12 protein-coding genes are annotated in these 16026 nt (G+C 70.0%); 4 read left to right on the top strand and 8 right to left on the bottom strand.

Annotated elements, in window-relative coordinates; genetic code table 11:
* Positions 1-8: 8 nt before the first annotated feature.
* From MBA17_RS14355 to MBA17_RS14345, 3 genes are all read right to left on the bottom strand, one after another.
* Positions 9-1106 (bottom strand): branched-chain amino acid aminotransferase, encoded by a 1098-nt coding sequence (locus MBA17_RS14355; RefSeq protein ID WP_238496933.1) that lies wholly within the window; start codon positions 1104-1106, stop codon positions 9-11.
* A gap of 169 nt (positions 1107-1275) precedes the next feature.
* The gene (locus tag MBA17_RS14350; protein WP_238496932.1) at positions 1276-2319 is read right to left on the bottom strand and encodes a 3-isopropylmalate dehydrogenase; all 1044 of its coding nucleotides are present in this window, start codon (positions 2317-2319) and stop codon (positions 1276-1278) included.
* A gap of 602 nt (positions 2320-2921) precedes the next feature.
* A complete protein-coding gene (locus MBA17_RS14345) occupies positions 2922-4871 on the bottom strand; it encodes a PQQ-binding-like beta-propeller repeat protein (RefSeq protein WP_238496931.1) in 1950 nt (649 codons plus the stop codon).
* A gap of 355 nt (positions 4872-5226) precedes the next feature.
* Between MBA17_RS14345 and MBA17_RS14340 the strand changes: the two genes are divergently transcribed.
* A complete protein-coding gene (locus MBA17_RS14340) occupies positions 5227-7164 on the top strand; it encodes a PQQ-binding-like beta-propeller repeat protein (protein WP_238496930.1) in 1938 nt (645 codons plus the stop codon).
* A 253-nt stretch (positions 7165-7417) separates the two neighbouring features.
* Here MBA17_RS14340 and serA read toward each other — a convergent pair whose 3' ends face one another.
* Positions 7418-9007, bottom strand: a complete 1590-nt coding sequence (gene serA / locus MBA17_RS14335; protein WP_238496929.1) for a phosphoglycerate dehydrogenase — start codon at positions 9005-9007, stop codon at positions 7418-7420.
* A gap of 220 nt (positions 9008-9227) precedes the next feature.
* On the opposite strand from serA, the gene MBA17_RS14330 reads away from it, so the two are divergent.
* The 3 genes from MBA17_RS14330 to MBA17_RS14320 all read left to right on the top strand — a co-directional run bounded on the left by MBA17_RS14330 (position 9228) and on the right by MBA17_RS14320 (position 12448).
* Positions 9228-10094 carry a hypothetical protein gene (locus MBA17_RS14330; protein WP_238496928.1) on the top strand — a complete coding sequence of 289 codons (867 nt, stop codon included), beginning with the start codon at positions 9228-9230 and terminating at the stop codon, positions 10092-10094.
* 252 nt (positions 10095-10346) lie between these two features.
* A complete protein-coding gene (locus tag MBA17_RS14325; RefSeq protein WP_238496927.1) occupies positions 10347-11693 on the top strand; it encodes an MFS transporter in 1347 nt (448 codons plus the stop codon).
* On the top strand, positions 11690-12448 hold the full coding sequence (locus tag MBA17_RS14320; protein ID WP_238496926.1) for a class I SAM-dependent methyltransferase: 759 nt from the start codon (positions 11690-11692) through the stop codon (positions 12446-12448). Before MBA17_RS14325 ends, MBA17_RS14320 begins: the two co-directional genes overlap by 4 nt.
* Here the strand turns inward: MBA17_RS14320 and MBA17_RS14315 are convergent.
* Genes MBA17_RS14315 through MBA17_RS14300 form a run of 4 tightly spaced genes read right to left on the bottom strand, consistent with a single transcriptional unit; the run spans position 12441 to position 15974 of the window.
* Positions 12441-13418, bottom strand: coding sequence for a glycine betaine ABC transporter substrate-binding protein (locus tag MBA17_RS14315; protein WP_238496925.1), 978 nt, complete (start codon positions 13416-13418; stop codon positions 12441-12443). The two genes, MBA17_RS14320 and MBA17_RS14315, sit on opposite strands and share 8 nt — an antisense overlap.
* Positions 13419-14180 (bottom strand): ABC transporter permease, encoded by a 762-nt coding sequence (locus MBA17_RS14310; RefSeq protein ID WP_238496924.1) that lies wholly within the window; start codon positions 14178-14180, stop codon positions 13419-13421.
* Positions 14177-15352: an ABC transporter ATP-binding protein gene (locus MBA17_RS14305; RefSeq protein WP_238496923.1), complete on the bottom strand. Its 1176-nt coding sequence runs from the start codon at positions 15350-15352 to the stop codon at positions 14177-14179. Before MBA17_RS14305 ends, MBA17_RS14310 begins: the two co-directional genes overlap by 4 nt.
* On the bottom strand, positions 15345-15974 hold the full coding sequence (locus tag MBA17_RS14300) for an ABC transporter permease (RefSeq protein WP_455432763.1): 630 nt from the start codon (positions 15972-15974) through the stop codon (positions 15345-15347). Before MBA17_RS14300 ends, MBA17_RS14305 begins: the two co-directional genes overlap by 8 nt.
* Between the last annotated feature and the right edge of the window lie 52 nt (positions 15975-16026).

Here is a 16026-nt window from a genome sequence, read left to right as displayed (position 1 = left end):
AGTCCGGGTTAGCAGATCTTGTGGATCCAGTCGTGGGTGTCCGGGCGCGCACCGTACTGGATGCCCACCAGTTCCTCGCGGAGTTTGAGGGTGACCGGGCCCGGGGTGCCGTCGCCGACGGTCCAGGCGCGGTCGGCGCCCTTGACCGAGCCGACGGGGGTGATGACGGCGGCGGTGCCGCACGCGAAGACCTCGGTGAGCTCGCCCGACTCGCAGCCCGCCTGCCACTCCTCGATGGAGAGCCGGCCCTCCTCCGGCTTCAGCCCCAGTTCCGTGGCGAGGGTGAGGACCGACTCGCGGGTGATGCCGGGGAGCAGCGTGCCGGTGAGCGCCGGAGTGAGGAGCCTGTCGCCGTAGACGAAGAAGAGGTTCATGCCGCCCATCTCCTCCACGTAGCGGTGCTCGATGGCGTCGAGCCAGACCACCTGGTCGCAGCCCTGCGCGACGGCCTGACGCTGAGCGACGAAGGCCGCCGCGTAGTTGCCGCCGCACTTGGCGAACCCGGTGCCGCCCGGTGCCGCCCGGGTGTACTCCGTGGAGAGCCACACCGACACGGGGCTGACCCCACCGGAGAAGTACGACGCCGCGGGCGAGGCGATGACCATGTACTTGTAGTTACGCGAGGGGTAGTTCACACCGAGCCCCGCCTGCGTGGCGATCATGAACGGGCGCAGGTAGAGGCTGTGCCCCTCGGTGGTCGGCACCCAGTCGCGGTCGGTCTGGACCAGCAGCTCCAGGGACTCGACGAACACGTCCTCCGGCAGCTCCGGCATCGCCATCCGCAGCGCCGACCTGTTGAACCGCCCGGCGTTGGCGAATGGCCTGAAGGACACGATCGACCCGTTGACCTGCCGATAAGCCTTCAGACCCTCGAAGAGCTCCTGCGCGTAGTGGAAGACCGAGGTCGCGGGGTCCAGGCTCAGCGGGCCGTACGGCATGAGCCTGGCGTCGTGCCAGCCGACGCCCTCCGTGTAGTCGACCGAGATCATATGGTCGGTGAAGATCTGCCCGAACCCGGGGCTCGCCAGTACCTGCTCGCGCTCGGCCGCGGTGCGCGCGTGGTCGGAGAGCTGCACGTCAAAGCTGAGCTTCGGAGCGGTGGTCATGACGAGGGTCCTTCTCTTCTCTGTGGATGGCACCTGACTCCATTGTGCGATGGAACAGGTAACGGGAAACTACTGCATCAAGTGAGACAACCGGCAGGCGCGGGCATACGAAAACGCGCATGGCGGCCCTCGCGGGGCCGCCATGCGCGTGAGACGTAGGTGGCCCGCCCTAGCCGGCTACTCGGGCGGTGATGTCGTCGCCGATCTGGCGGGTGTCGCGCGCGGGCTTGCCGCCGCGCTCGATCAGGTCGTCGGCCACGGCCTGCTCGACCCTGGCGGCCGCGTCGCCGCGCCCGAGGTGGTCGAGGAGCATGGCGACCGAGAGGATCGTGGCGGTCGGGTCGGCCTTGCCCTGACCCGCGATGTCGGGCGCGCTGCCGTGGACGGGCTCGAACATGCTGGGCGCGGTGCGGTCAGGATTGATGTTGCCGCTGGCGGCGAGGCCGATGCCGCCGGCGATGGCCGCGCCGATGTCGGTGAGGATGTCGCCGAACAGGTTGTCGGTGACGATCACGTCGAAGCGCTCAGGCTGGTTCACGAAGAACATGGAGGCCGCGTCGACATGGCAGTAGTCGGTGGTGACCTCGGGGAACTCCGCCGCGACCCGCTCCGTCGTGCGGGCCCACAGGTCACCGGCGTAGGTGAGCACGTTGGTCTTGTGGACCAGGGTGAGCTTCTTCCTGCTGCGCCCGCGCGCCTTCTCGAACGCGTAGCGCACCACCCGTTCCACGCCGAAGGCCGTGTTGAGGGATTCCTGCGTGGCGATCTCGTACGGCGTGCCGCGACGCATCGTGCCGCCGGCCCCGGCGTACGGACCCTCGGTGCCCTCGCGGACCACGATCATGTCGATGTCGTCGGGCCCGGCCTGCCCCAGCGGCGTCGCCACACCGGGGTACAGCTTCACCGGGCGCAGGTTGACATAGTGGTCGAGTTCGAACCGCAGCCGCAGCAGCAGTTCACGCTCCAGCACCCCCGGCGGCACACTCGGGTCGCCCACGGCGCCCAGCAGGATCGCGTCGTACTCCCGCAACTCCGCCAGCACCGCGTCGGGGAGCGTCTCCCCGGTGGCGTGATAGCGCTTGGCGCCAAGGTCATAGGTGGTCGACTCCACCTTGGACCCGACCGCCTCAAGCACCTTGAGACCCTCATCGACGACCTCGGCCCCGATCCCGTCTCCGGGGATGACGGCCAGCCGGACACTACGTGACTCCATGGGCCCACCCTACCGGCCCGTCTCGGGTGTCGAACACCCATCTCACAATTCGGGACAACCCCAACATCCAGCGGACGCGAGGCGACCAACCGCTAACGAGCGGGCGAACCACCGTTGTCGCGACGGTCCAGTGCGAACTGAACGGCGTCCACGGCCTCTTCGTTCTCATCGTCGAAACGGTTCCAGGGATACATCTCGTACATGGGCACATCTCGTTCTCGATAGGCGCGTACGGCTGGCACACGCGAAAAGACGGGCGAAGGAGAGCCGGATCCGGTCGGGAATCCGCAGCCGGTACTGCTGCCGGAGATCCGGGTCACGGACTCCGGGCGAGAACCGACGGCCGGCGGACGCGCACTCCACGACGGGTCGCCGGCCTGCCCTGGTCAGGCCCCGTCGCCGCAGGCGATCAAGGGGAACACCTGCCGTATTTCCAGCCAGGGTACCCCGGCATATCAGATCCGTCTCGTTGGACGTCAGAACATCTCACATGGCGAGACGCCCGGCCGGCCGTACATGGCGTGGACCGGGCGACGTCAGCGGTCTTCGAAGGCCGGACAGGTGGCGAGGCCGAGCATGATCGGCCTCGCCACCGACGGCGCTCAGGGTGTCAGAGGCGGGCAACTCGGGTCGAGCCAGAGCCGGGCGAGGTCCCTGCCGACCAGCCCCCACGCCCACCAGGAGCCGGGCTCGAAGGCGAGTTGCGGGTTGGTGTACCAGTCGTCGCCGAGGCCGGTCGCGATCAGCTGGGGCTCGTCGAGCCCGGGGCCGAGGCGGTGGATGTTGCCGCCGCCGAAGAAGGTCGCGGCGAACACGTTCCCGCGGTGGACGTGCAGCTCGCCGTACCCGGTGAGCGGGCCTTTACGGAGCACGGCGCGGGTGGCGAGGTCCATCACGAACCAGCTCGCGTTGCGTTTGTAGACGCCGTAGAGGAGGCCGTCGTGCACCTTGAGGTCCTGGAAGGTGCGGTAGCCGGGCACCGGGTCGGTCCGCCAGAGCACCTTGCGCGTCTGCAAGTCGAAGGCGGCCACGGAGGCGGCCGTGCCGACGGGCGGGACGCCGCCGCCGCCCAGCACGTCGCCGCCCAGGTAGACGATGCCGCGCGGTTCGTCGAGCGAGAGGGTCATCAGGCTCTGGTCCGGGATCACGTCGAGGTAGGTGTCCATCGCGCCGGTGTCGGGGTCCACCAGGGTCAGCGCGCCCTTGAGCTTCGGGCCCAGCGGGGCCGAGGCGACCAGCAGCTTGTCGGTCCGCGGGTCGTACTCCAGGTCCCAGGGGCGCTGCTGGCCGTGGCCGAGGAAGCCGAGGCTGCGGATCGCGTCGGTGCGCCGGTCGAGTTCGATGATCTCGCCGCTCGGGTATATGGCCGCGTAGATCTTGCCGCCCCTGCGCACCATCACCTTCGGCTCGCCGGACACCCGGATCCTGCGCTTCTCCCCCGACCGCAGGTCACGGACCTCGATGGCGTAGTGGCCCGCGACGTACACCGCCTTGCCCGGATCCAGCAGGAGCGACTGGGGGCGCTCCGCCCCGGTGGGGATCCCGGCGTCGATCAGGTCGGTGAACTCCGACTCGCCGGTGCTCAGGTCCATGGTCCACATGCCGCCGCTGCCCGAGAAGCCGAGCAGCGTGCCGTCGCCGTTCAGCACCATCCTGCGGGTCTCGTCGCCGGGCGAGGGCGGATCGCCGACCCTGGTGAGCGTGTCGTCGCCGGTGCGGTAGCGGTAGATCGCGCCGTCCGGCCGCGCCGAGGCGTAGACCGTGCCGTCGGCGGCGACGACGAGCCCGTCCAGACTGCCGGAGTCGAGGGAGACGGTTCTCTTGTCCGTCCCGTCCTTGCGGATGTCCACGAGTACGGCCCCGCTCGTGCCCAGGACGCGGTCGCCGTGGTCGGCGATCGCCCCGAAACCGGTGGAGCCGGTCGCCAGCTCGCGGGCCGTACCGTCGGCACGGTCGATCGCCAGCAGTTTGCCCTTGTCGAGCAGCCCGGCGTAGACGTTGTCGTCGTCGGCCCCGATTGCCCGCACATAACGCTCACCGGGCACGAACGGCCCCATGCCACGCACCGCGCCGGTTTCCGGGACGTACTCCCAGACCTTGCCGTCGGGGTAGGTCCCCGCGTAGATGGTGCCGTCGGGAGAGGCGGCGAGGCTCCAGATGAACCCGCCCTCCCGGCCGAACGAACGCAGGTGCTCCACCTCCCCGGTCGCCGGATCGAACCGGTAGAGATCGGGCACCGGGTAGGTGCCGACGTAGACCTTCCCGCCGGACACGACCGTGGCCCACCCGCCCTCGGCGGCACCGGCGGCCGGGCCGTCCGGCAACCGCACGCTGCGGACGACCTTGCGGGTGGCCAGGTCGATCTCCGCGAGCACCGGCGGCTTGATACCGCGCGTCACCACGTACCCGCGCCCCTCGTGTACGGCGGCGCCGACGATGGCCCCGGTGACCGACGCCTCGCCGAACCGCTGCACCCGAGGGGCCGCGCAGTCCTGCACCGCCCCTGCTTCCAGGTACGGCCGGCCGACCGGCAGGTCAGCCCCGGCCGGCACGCCGGCGGTCGTATCGGCCGCAGACGCCGGGCCGACCGTCGCGTCGGCCGTGGCAGGGATCGGTAGGAGTAGGGCCGGGAGTAACCCGGCGAGGAGGGCCAGACGGGAAAGGCGAGATCTTGGCATGCCGTACCTCCCGGAGGCGCACCGCCGCCGAAGGCCGCGCTGCGCAATCTTGCTCAATTATGGCCCAGACCGTAAATTGATGAGCATCGGCTGTCAAGCCTTGTAGTTTTCGCGGCGGGGGGATTATGGTCACGACCGGTATCCACACGATCAACTCCGGCGTCCCGGGCCAGGCCGACCGGCGAGCCGATCGCACGCGAAGCCACCCCGAACGCCCCTAGGAGCCCCCTTGATCCCCCGCCGTCACTTCCTCCAGCTCGCCGCCGTCGCCACCGGCGGGGCGGCAGCCGCCGGCGCCCTGCCCGCCGTCGCCCACGCCGAAGGGTCACCCGAGGGCACGATCACCGACCTCGGCCCGGCCAGCGTCACCACTCCGCTCGGCAACGGCGAGTTCGTCGGCGGCGTGCTGTACGCGGGCACCAGGGGCCTGTCCCCGAACGTGGTCGGCGCCTACGACCTGGCGAAGGACACGGTGACCGCGCACTTCGACATCGCCACCGGCATCGGCGTCTGGGCGATGTGCGCCGTCGGCACCGACGTCTACGTGGGCACCCACTCCCGCTCCGACCTCTACAAACTCGACACCATCACCGCGACGGTCACCAAGGTCGGCGAGTATCCGGATCACTTCATCTGGAACGTGGCCGCCTCCCCCGACGGCAAGGTCTTTCTCGGCATGTCCGAGCCGGGCCGGATCGTGGAGTACGACCCGGCCACCGGCACGAGCCGCGATCTGGGCCAGCCGACGCCCGGCGAGGCGTACGTGCGCAGCCTCGCCGCCGACGAGACCACCGTCTACGCGGGCGTCGGCGCGCACGCCCACCTGGTGGCGATCGACCGGGCGACCGGCGAGAAGCGGGAGATCCTGCCCGCCGCCCTGGCCGGCCGCGACATGGTGGGGAGCATGGCCATCTCCGGCACCCACCTCGCGTGCGGCATCACCTCCAAGGGCGAGCTCCTGGTGATCGCCAAGGACGACCCCGCCGACCACCGGATCATCACGACCGGCGACAAGTACCTCACCTCCGTCGTCATCCATGACGAGTACGTGTACTTCGCCGGACGGCCCTCCGGCACCCTCTACCGGATCGCGCTGTCCGGCGGCGAGATCGAGAATCTGGGGGTGGCCGTGCCGGAGGCCGCCACCCATCGGCTGCTGGTCCATGACGGGCGCGTCTACGGCGTCCAGGACGCCGGAATCCTCGTCTACGACCCCGCCACCGGCGAGCTCGACTTCGTCAACCTGGTGCAGCGCGGCTTCAAGGCGGCCCCCGAGCAGCCGATGTCCGTGCACTCCGACGGCCGGCGCGTCTATGTCGGCGGCAAGAGCGGCGCGGACATCCACGACATCGCCGCGGGGACCCGCTCCCGGCTCGGCATCCCCGGCGAGCCGAAGACCGCGCTGACCCTGCGGGACACCACCTACCTCGGCGTCTACACCCAGGGCCTGCTCTACTCCCACCAGGCCGGCGACCCCGAGGCCAAGCTGCTGGCCGGAGTCGGCAATCAGCAGGACCGGCCGCGCGCGCTCGCCCACGACAAGCGGACCGGCCTGATCGCGATGACCACCCAGCCGGAGCCCGGCCAGATCAACGGCGCACTGTCGCTCTACGACCCGCGCACGAAGAAGATGACGACCTACCGGCCCATCGTCGAACGGCAGAGCCTCTACGCCGCCACGTGCCGGGCGGGCATCGCCTACCTCGGCACGAACATCCAGGAAGGGCTCGGCCTGCCGCCGGTCACCAGCACCGCCCGCCTGGCCGCCTTCGACCTGCGCACCCGCAAGCTGCTGTGGGAGCTCGAACCCGTTCCCGGCGCGAAGGTGGTGCTCGGCCTGGCCCACGGGCCGCTGGCGCTCTACGGCATCACCAACACCGGCGTCCTGTTCGAGTACGACCCGCGCAGCCACAAGGTGACCAGGACCGTGCGGGTGAGCGCCCGGGGCAGCGATCTCCTCCTGCGCGGCCTCGTCGCCTACACCACGGACGGCAACGCCATCTACAAGATCGACCTCGTACGGCTCGCCGTCACGAAGATCGCCGACGGACTCGCCGGCGAATGGTTCGGCGGCGAGCCCAAACTCGCCCTCGACCCGGGCGGCCGGCTCCTGTACGGCGTGCGCGGCCGCAACCTGGTCAGCATCGCCGTCTCCGGCCACCGGTAGACCCGGCCATCGCCGGGAACGGTCGCACGAAGCCCGTGGCCCGGCGACAGGACCGATCTGTCAGACGCCCGGACCACCCGCCCGGCCACGACGTGGCCGGGCGCTCAACCCCACGACAAGCGGACCGCCCACCCGAACCTCCACCAAGCCGCACGGCTGTCCGAGACCACCCAGCGCAGCGGAACCCACACCCGCTCAGGCGCGGAACGCGTCGAACTCCCCCGAGTGCACAGCCCGGCCGCGCAGTACGGAACTAGTCGGTCAGGTCCACGGTCCGGCCGCTGTCGGCGCCGATCTCGGTGACGATCTGGTCGACGACGACGTCGGGGATGGCGGAGTCGACGGTCAGGGCGATGAGCGCGCGACCGCCCTTCTCGTCGCGAGCCACCTGCATGGAGGCGATGTTGACGGAGTGGTCGCCGAGCAGGCGGCCGACCATGCCGACGATGCCGGGACGGTCGGAGTAGGCGAAGAAGGCGAGGTGCTCGGTCGGCACGATCTCCATCGTGTAGCCGTTGACTTCGACGATCTTCATGATCTGCCGGGGACCGGACAGGGTGCCGGAGACGGAGACGTTGCGGCCGTCGGCGAGCACGCCGCGCACAGTCACCACGTTGCGCCAGTCGGGGCTCTCCGAGCTGGTGACCAGCTCGACGGAGACGCCGCGGTCCTTGGCGAGCAGCGGAGCGTTGACGTAGGTCACCGTCTCCTCGACCACGTCGGTGAAGATGCCCTTGAGCGCGGCGAGCTCCAGCACGCGGACGTCCTGGGACGCGATCTCGCCGCGGACCTCGATGTCGAGCTTGGTGGCGGTCTCGCGGGCGAGGGCGGTGAACACGCGGCCGAGCTTCTCGGCGAGCGGCAGGCCGGGCTTGACGTCCTCGGCGACGACGCCGCCCTGGACGTTGACCGCGTCGGGCACGAACTCGCCGGCGAGCGCGAGCTTGACGCTGCGCGCGACCTGGGTGCCCGCCTTCTCCTGGGCCTCGTGGGTGGAGGCGCCGAGGTGCGGGGTGACGACGACCTGGTCCAGCTCGAACAGCGGGCTGTCGGTGCACGGCTCCTTGGCGAAGACGTCGATGCCGGCGCCGGCCACCCGGCCTTCCTTGACGGCCGTGTAGAGCGCGGCCTCGTCGACGATGCCGCCACGGGCGACGTTGATGATCCGCACCGAGGGCTTCACGGTGTGCAGTTCCTTGTCGCCGATGAGACCGATGGTCTCCTTCGACTTGGGCAGGTGCACGGTGATGAAGTCGGCCTGCTCCAGGACCTCCTCCAGGGAGGCGAGGCGGACGCCCATCTGGGCGGCGCGGGCCGGCTGGAGGAAGGGGTCGTAGGCGATCAGCTCGACGCCGAAGGGCTGCAGGCGCTGGGCGACCAGCTGCCCGATGCGGCCGAGGCCGAGGATGCCGACGACCTTCTCGTCGAGCTCGACCCCGGTGTACTTCGACCGCTTCCACTCGCCGGCCTTGAGCGCGCCGTGGCCCTGGGCGACGTTGCGCGCACTGGCGAGGATGAGCGCGACCGTGTGCTCGGCGGCGCTGGTGATGTTGGAGGTGGGCGCGTTGACGACCATCACGCCGGCCTTGGTGGCGGCCTCGACGTCGACGTTGTCGAGGCCGACGCCGGCCCTGGCGACGACGCGGAGCCGGCCGGCGTGGGCGAGGGCCTCCGAGTCGACCTGGGTGGCGCTGCGCACGATCAGCGCGTCGGCCTCGGCGAGAGCGGGCAGAAGTTTGGAGCGGTCGGCTCCGTCGGTGTGGCGGACCTCGAAGTCCGCCCCGAGCACGGCGAGACCGGCCTCGGAGAGCTCCTCGGCGACAAGGACAACGGGCTTGTTCACGGGTGGATCCTTCGAGATGGCGGGTTTTGGACCTCACGCAGTCTATCCGCGCTTGTGAACGTATTCACGAGTGTCCGCGATCCGAGACGCACGACGTAGGATCTGTGGGGTTACCCACTCCCGCTGCAATCCATCCATGGAGCCTCTATGTTGGTATTGATCGCACCGAATATTCACGATTAACCTGATAAGCCGTGGTTCACTACCTATCGTTCGTCATATGAGCATCGGGAACCCCGCTCTCGGAGATGTGCTCGCGCAGCACGGCAGCCCACACCGACTTCTGGCGACACTCGCCGAAGGGGGAATCCTGGTAGCCGTGCGCCCAGACCGTTCCGTCGTGCTCGGCACGACGCAGGCCGGTGATCGAGTGCTGCTCGGCTACACCAGCCCGGAGACCTACACGCGGCACCGCGGCAGCCACTCGCTGTCCGACTGCGCCGCGGACACCATCCTGGACATCCAGCGGGTCACCGGGGTCCGGGAGATCGTCATCGACGCCGCCGGCCCCGCCGCCGCGGCGATCCCGATCGACGATCTCCAGCGCTACCTGCGTACGAACCGGACGGGCTCGACGCCGGCGATGTCGGCCGCCACCCCCACGGCGTACGCGACGGGCGCGATGGCCACGGTCAGCCGCACCACGACCGTGCACGGCCCCCCGCCCGTGCCCGCGGCTCCCCAGTCCGCGCCGTCCGCCCAGTCGTGGATCCCCGCGCCCCGGCCCCACCTGTCGGGGCCGATGCAGCAGGTGGACCCCGGCTACCAGCGGTGCGCGCACCCGATCCTGCCCGGCCTGCGCAAGGCGATAGCCCAGTTGCTCACCGACTACCCGCTGGTCCACCACGTGTGGATCTCGGAGGCCAGGACCGCGTCGGGCGCGCCGGGCATCATGCTGCACGTGAAGGTGCACATGTCGGCCGCCGAGGACGTGGTCCGCGACCTGCACCGGGGCGTCCGCGCCCGGCTTCCGCAACTCGCCGCGAGCGAGGCGCCGATCCTGATGGCCAGGGTCGCCGACTCACGCAGCGAGCGTCGAATGATCGAGATCGGCGCACACGTCGTCTGCGCGGACGTGGACGACTGAGGACCCGCACCGACCCGGAACATGCTGGTGGCGCGCGTCCGGAAGACCCCTCGGGACCTTCCGGACGGCGCGCACGTCGCCCCGCGCCGACCTGAGCGACCCAAGAGACCGAACGGGACCCGCGTCGCCGCCGCCCGCCGGTACGCGCCTGTACGGCGGGCCGCGCCCGCCCGCGCCGACCTGGCCTGCCGTACCCGGGGTGACGCGTAGCTGGGCCTGTTCAGGGCGGTGTCCGCGGGCTCTAATGGCTGCATGATCACTGCGACGGGCGGTTCCTCGCCCACGGTCCCCCGGAGCGTGCGCCTCGGTTACGGCGTGGGATCCTTCTGCACGGCGACATGGGGAGCGATCCCGGGCCTGCTGCTCCTCTACTACATGACCAACGTCATGGCGGTGCCCGCCTGGATCGCCGGCCTGCTCATCACCGCGCCCAAGGTCTGGGACCTCCTGATCAACCCCCTGGTCGGGCGCTGGTCCGACCGCACCGTCTCGCGCTTCGGGCCACGCCGTCCCTGGATGCTCGCCGGGGCGTGCACGCTGCCGATCGCGTTCGCGCTGACCTTCGCTGGCCCCTCCTTCACGGGCACCCCCGCCGCGATCTACGTCGGCTGCTGCTTCCTGGTCGCCGCCACGTCCTACTCGCTCTTCGAGGTGCCCTACAAGGCGATGCCGGCCGAGATGACCGACGACTACCACGAGCGCACCTCGCTCCTCCAGTGGCGCATGGTCTTCATCGGCGCGGCCACCGCGATCAGCGGCATCGCCGCCCCGGCGATCGTCAACACCGAGGGGGACGGCGGCACGCTCGCGAGCTACCGACTGATGGGCATCGTGATCGCGCTCGTCATGCTGGCCGCGATGCTGGGCTCCTTCTTCGGTACGGCCCGCGCGCCGATGACCGGCAGCCCCGAACCCGGCGAAGGGTCACTCTTCGCCCAGTTCGCCGCGGCGAGGGGCAACGCCTCGTTCCTCTGGCTGCTCGCGCTGAGCAGCACGCAGATGCTCGCCGTGGGCGTAATGCTGGCCGCAGCGCCCTATTTCGCGGCTTACACGCTAGACAATCCCAAAGCCACGAGCACGCTCTTCGCGGTCCTCGTCGGACCGATCCTGCTTACCATGCCGTTGTGGGTCCGGCTGTCCAAGCGGTACGACAAGCGCGGTGCGATGATTCTCGCCGGGCTGCTGTTCTTCGGCGGCACCGCCGCGGCAGTGGCCACCCCGTCGTTCGGCTCGGTCTACGCCCACCTGTGCATCTTCGTGGTGGGGGTCGGCTACTCCGGCGTGCAGCTCCTGCAGTTCTCGATGCTGGCCGACGTGATCGCGCTCGACGTGGCGTCGACGGGCAGGCGGCGGGCCGGGGTGTTCACCGGCCTGTGGACCGCCATCGAGAGCGCGGTGGCGGCGTTCGGCACCCTCATCTTCAGCGGCGTGCTCACCCTCGGCGGTTTCCTCTCCTCCGACCCCGGGCACCCCGTGACCCAGCCGGTGAGCGCGGAGACGGCCGTGCTCCTGGGCCAGACGGCGGTCCCGGCCGTCATCATCCTCTCGGCCGTCTTCATGACCATGAAATACCGACTAACGGTGGACCAAGTAACATGACCCGTTCCAATCCGCTCTACCAGCTCCGCTACGCCATCAGCCATCCGCGCAAGGTGGTCCCGCACCTGCGCCGGCTGACCAGGGACGCCTGGCTCCGGCTGCGCACCCGCGACCACGTGAGTTACTACCGGGCGGTGATGAAGTCCGACGTGGGGCGCAGCCCGGAGGCGGCGGTCGGCAGCAAGTCGCATGCCCGCTGGGTCAAGCTGGGCCGGATGCAGTTCGACTACCTCGCCGGGCACGGCCTGCGGCCCGACATGCGAATGCTGGAGATCGGCTGCGGAAACCTGCGCGCGGGCCGGATGTTCATCGACTACCTCGACCCCGGCGGCTACTACGGGATCGACATCTCCCCCGACATCCTCATGGCCGCGCAGGACGTCCTGGTGGAGTACGGCCTGCGGAACAAGCTCCCGCACCTGACCCCGGTCAAGGACCTGCGCTTCGCGTTCCTGCCCGACGAGTACTTCGACGTGGTCCACGCGCACAGCGTCTTCTCCCACTCCCCGCTGCACGTGATCGAGGAGTGTTTCGCGCACGTGGGCCGGGTGATGAAGCCGGGTGGCTGGTTCGACTTCACCTTCGACCGCACCGAGGGCCGAGAGCACCAGGTCCTGCGCGAGGACTTCTACTACCGGACCGAGACCCTGATCGACCTGGCGGCCAGGCACGGCCTCGCGGCGAAGTTCATGGACGACTGGGAGCTGCTGCCGCACAAGCAGTCGAAGATCCGGATCTCCCGGTCCGTCACCTGACGAAGCCTTCGGAACGCAGCCAGTCACGGGCGACCAGGGCGGGCACCTCGCCGCCGACGTCCATCCGGGCGTTCAGACCGCGGATGACCTTGTCGGTGAGCTTGGCGCTGATCGCGTCGAAGATGCCGACGATCTCCGGGTGGGCCCGCACGACCTCCTCCCGGATCGTGACCGACGGGTTGTAGTTGGGGAAGAACTTCCGGTCGTCCTTCAGGATCACCAGTTTGAGCGCCTCGATCCGCCCGTCGGTCGTGGACACGTCGCCGAAGGTGCACTCGCCCTTGGCGATGGAGTCGTACAGCACGCCGACGGACATCCGCCGGATGTTCGACCGGGGCACGTCGGTCCCGTAGGTCAGGCCGTACGCCTTGAGCATGCCGATGAAGCCGTCGTTGCGGCTGAAGAACTCGTTGTCCACGCAGAAGGTGCGGGCGCTCACCGGCACCTTGGCCATGTCCGAGAGGTTCGTCAGCCCCAGCCTGCGTGCCGTCGCGCCCGCCACCGCCATCGAGTAGGTGTTGTTGAACGGCGCGGGCGGCAGCCAGACGATGTGGTTGAGCCTCAGATCGAGGTCGCGCACGGCGACGTACTGCTGCCAGGGGTCCGGGATCGGGTTCTCCCGGCCGAGGTAGGTGATCCACGCCGTGCCGGTGTACTCCCACATCAGGTCGGAGTCGCCGCGGGTCAGCGAGCGGCGGGCGTTCACACTGCCCTGCACGTTGGTCTGATCGGCGACCTCGGCCCCCGCGGCGGTCAACGCCAGCACCGCGATCTTGCCGAGCAGAATCTGCTCGCTGAACTCCTTCGAGGTGACCCGGACGGTCTTGCCCACGAGCGACGGCACCGGCCGGATGCTCCCCGGCTCGACCGGCGGGATGTACGCCGACGCCGGGTGCAGCCCGCAAGCGGCGAGGAGCAGGACGGCCAGCGCGGCGGCCACCCGCCCGCTCACCCGCCGGGCGGCCCGCATTCAGGACAGTCCCTTCGGGGCGAGGAGCCGTTCGGCCACGCCGCCGAGCCAGTCGATGAGCAGCGCGAGCACCGCGATCAGCACGCAACCGGTGACCAGGATCAGCGTGCGCTGGGTGCTCACGCCGGTGGTGATCAGGTCACCGAGGCCGCCCGAGCCGATGAACGCGGCGATGCTCGCGGTGCCGACGTTCAGCACCAGCGTCGTCCGCACCCCGGACAGGATGATCGGCGCGGCCATCGGGAGCTCGACGTGCCGCAGGACTCCCGTCGCGGACATGCCGATGCCGCGTCCGGCGTCGACCAGCGCGGGATCGACCTGCTCCAGCCCGACCATCGTGTTGCGCAGCGTCGGCAGCAGGCTGTAGGCGACCAACGCCACGATCGCCGTCCAGAAACCGATCTGGAAGATCACCGCGAGCAGCACGATGAGCCCCACCGCCGGGGTGGCCTGGCCCAGGTTGACCAGGGCCAGCACGCCCGGGGTGGCCCAGCGCATCGCGCGCCGGGTGAGCAGGATCCCCAGCGGCAGCGCCACGAGCAGGACGAGCACGGTGGAGACGGCGACGAGCTGGATGTGCTCCAGGGTCCGCTGGGCGAGGAAGCCCAGGGTGAGCGAGCGCTGTTCGATGCTGTCGAGGGGGGCCACCTGCGTGTAGCCGACCATCACGGCGGCCACCGCGAGGTAGCACAACGGCGGCACCAGCATCCCGGCCGCCCGCCCGACCCCGGGTTCCGGCATCGCCTCCGTGGTGACCGTCATCCGCGTGGCCCGTCGTGCCGCCGCCTGCGGCGCTCCCGCTCCCGCGCCTTGATGTCCTGGATGGCCTGCTGCACCGTGCTCAGCGAGATCACGCCCGAGTACACCCGCCGCCTGCCCACCACGGGCACCACGTCGGTGTCGGCGTTGAGCAGCGACTCCAGGGCGTCCTGCAAGGTCATCCGGCCGAGGATCGTGTCCCCCACCGGATCCCCGAGGTCGCCCACCGGCCCCGTACGGCCGGCCAGGTCGTCGACGGTGACCCAGCGGAGCGGGTGCCGGGCCTCGTCGACGATCAGCGCGTACTGGTCGCCGCCCGCCTCGATCTCGGCGAGCAGCCGCTCGGTGTCGGCGTCCTCGGCGGCGTGCGGCACCCGGTCGAGCCGGATGTCGCCCACCTTGGTCAGCCGGAGCAGCTTCATCGACGACTCGCCGCCGAGGTACTGCTCGACGTAGTCGTCGGCGGGATCGGTGAGGATCTCGGCGGGCGCCGCGTACTGGACGATCCGTGAACCGCGCTGCATCATCGCGATCCGGTCGCCGATCTTCAGCGCCTCGTCCACGTCGTGCGTGACGAAGACGATCGTCTTGGCCAGCTCCTCCTGGAGCCGGAGCAGCTCGTCCTGCAGGCGTTCGCGGGTGATCGGGTCGAGCGCGCCGAACGGCTCGTCCATGAGCAGCACGGGCGGGTCGGCGGCGAGCGCCCGGGCCACGCCGACCCGCTGCTGCTGGCCGCCGGACAACGCGCGGGGGTAGCGGTCGCGAAACAGGCCTGGGTCCATCCCGACCAGGTCCAGCAGCTCGTCGACGCGGCCGGCGATCCTGCGGGAGTCCCAGCCGAGCAGTTTGGGCACCTGGGCGACGTTCCTGGCGACCGTCATGTGGGGGAACAGCCCCGCCTGCTGGATGACGTAGCCGATGTGCCGTCTGAGCTGGTTGGGGTTGATATCACGGGAGTTCTGCCCGTCGATCAGGATGTCGCCTGAGGTGGGCTCCTCCAACCGGTTGACCATCCGCATGGTGGTGGTCTTGCCGCAGCCAGACGGGCCGAGCAGCACGACGATCTCGCCCGCCGGGATCAGCAGGTCGAGGCGGTCCACCGCGGGAGCGCCGGCGCCGGGAAACCTCTTGGTGACGCCGCGCAGCTCGATGGGAACCCCGCCATGCTCAGGCACGGATGCCTCCCGGGATGGTGAGCCGTCCCAGCAGCACGAAGCAGGCGTCGAAGAGCAGGGCGAGCAGGATGATGCCGATCGTGCCCGTCAGGGTGGAGTTCAGGGCGTTCGCCCCGCCGAGCCGGGCCAGCCCGGAGAAGATCTGCTCGCCCAGCCCCGGCCCCGAGACGTAGGCGGCCACCGCGCCGATGCCCATGGCGAGCTGGGTCGCCACCCGGATCCCGGTGAGGATCACCGGCCAGGCGAGCGGCAGCTCCACCCGCAGCAGCGAACGGCGGCCGCTCATGCCGATCCCCCGCGCGGCGTCGACGAGCTGGGCGTCGACGCCGCGCAGCCCGACGACGGTGTTTCGGATGATCGGCAGCAAGGCGTACAGCGTGATCGCGGTGACGCTCGGGGCCACCCCCAGGCCGAGCGGCGGGATCAGCAGACCCAGCATGGCCAGCGACGGGATCGTGAACAGCACCCCCGCCATGCCGAGGGCCAGCGCGGAGACGTGTGCGCGCCGGTAGCTCAGCACGCCGACGAGCACGCCCAGCACGGCGGCGACCAGCACACACTGGGCCACCATGCTGGCGTGCTGCGCGGCCTCGAAGAGGATCAGATCCTTCCGGCTGCTCACATACTCCCACAAGCTCACATCGGTTACTTACCGTGATCTCATGAGAACTAAC

This window comes from Dolomitihabitans soli, from assembly GCF_022213955.1.
In the GTDB taxonomy this organism is placed as follows: Bacteria; Actinomycetota; Actinomycetes; order Streptosporangiales; family Streptosporangiaceae; genus Streptosporangium_A; species Streptosporangium_A soli.
This window is presented reverse-complemented; position numbering and strand designations above follow the sequence as displayed.

Bases quoted from the DNA above. Each gene is read 5' to 3' on its own strand.
- MBA17_RS14355 (WP_238496933.1), bottom strand. From the start codon at position 1,106: ATGACCACCGCTCCGAAGCTCAGCTTTGACGTGCAGCTCTCCGACCAC.
- MBA17_RS14350 (WP_238496932.1), bottom strand. From the start codon at position 2,319: ATGGAGTCACGTAGTGTCCGGCTGGCCGTCATCCCCGGAGACGGGATC.
- MBA17_RS14330 (WP_238496928.1), top strand. From the start codon at position 9,228: ATGAGCATCGGGAACCCCGCTCTCGGAGATGTGCTCGCGCAGCACGGC.
- MBA17_RS14325 (WP_238496927.1), top strand. From the start codon at position 10,347: ATGATCACTGCGACGGGCGGTTCCTCGCCCACGGTCCCCCGGAGCGTG.
- MBA17_RS14320 (WP_238496926.1), top strand. From the start codon at position 11,690: ATGACCCGTTCCAATCCGCTCTACCAGCTCCGCTACGCCATCAGCCAT.
- MBA17_RS14315 (WP_238496925.1), bottom strand. From the start codon at position 13,418: ATGCGGGCCGCCCGGCGGGTGAGCGGGCGGGTGGCCGCCGCGCTGGCC.
- MBA17_RS14310 (WP_238496924.1), bottom strand. From the start codon at position 14,180: ATGACGGTCACCACGGAGGCGATGCCGGAACCCGGGGTCGGGCGGGCG.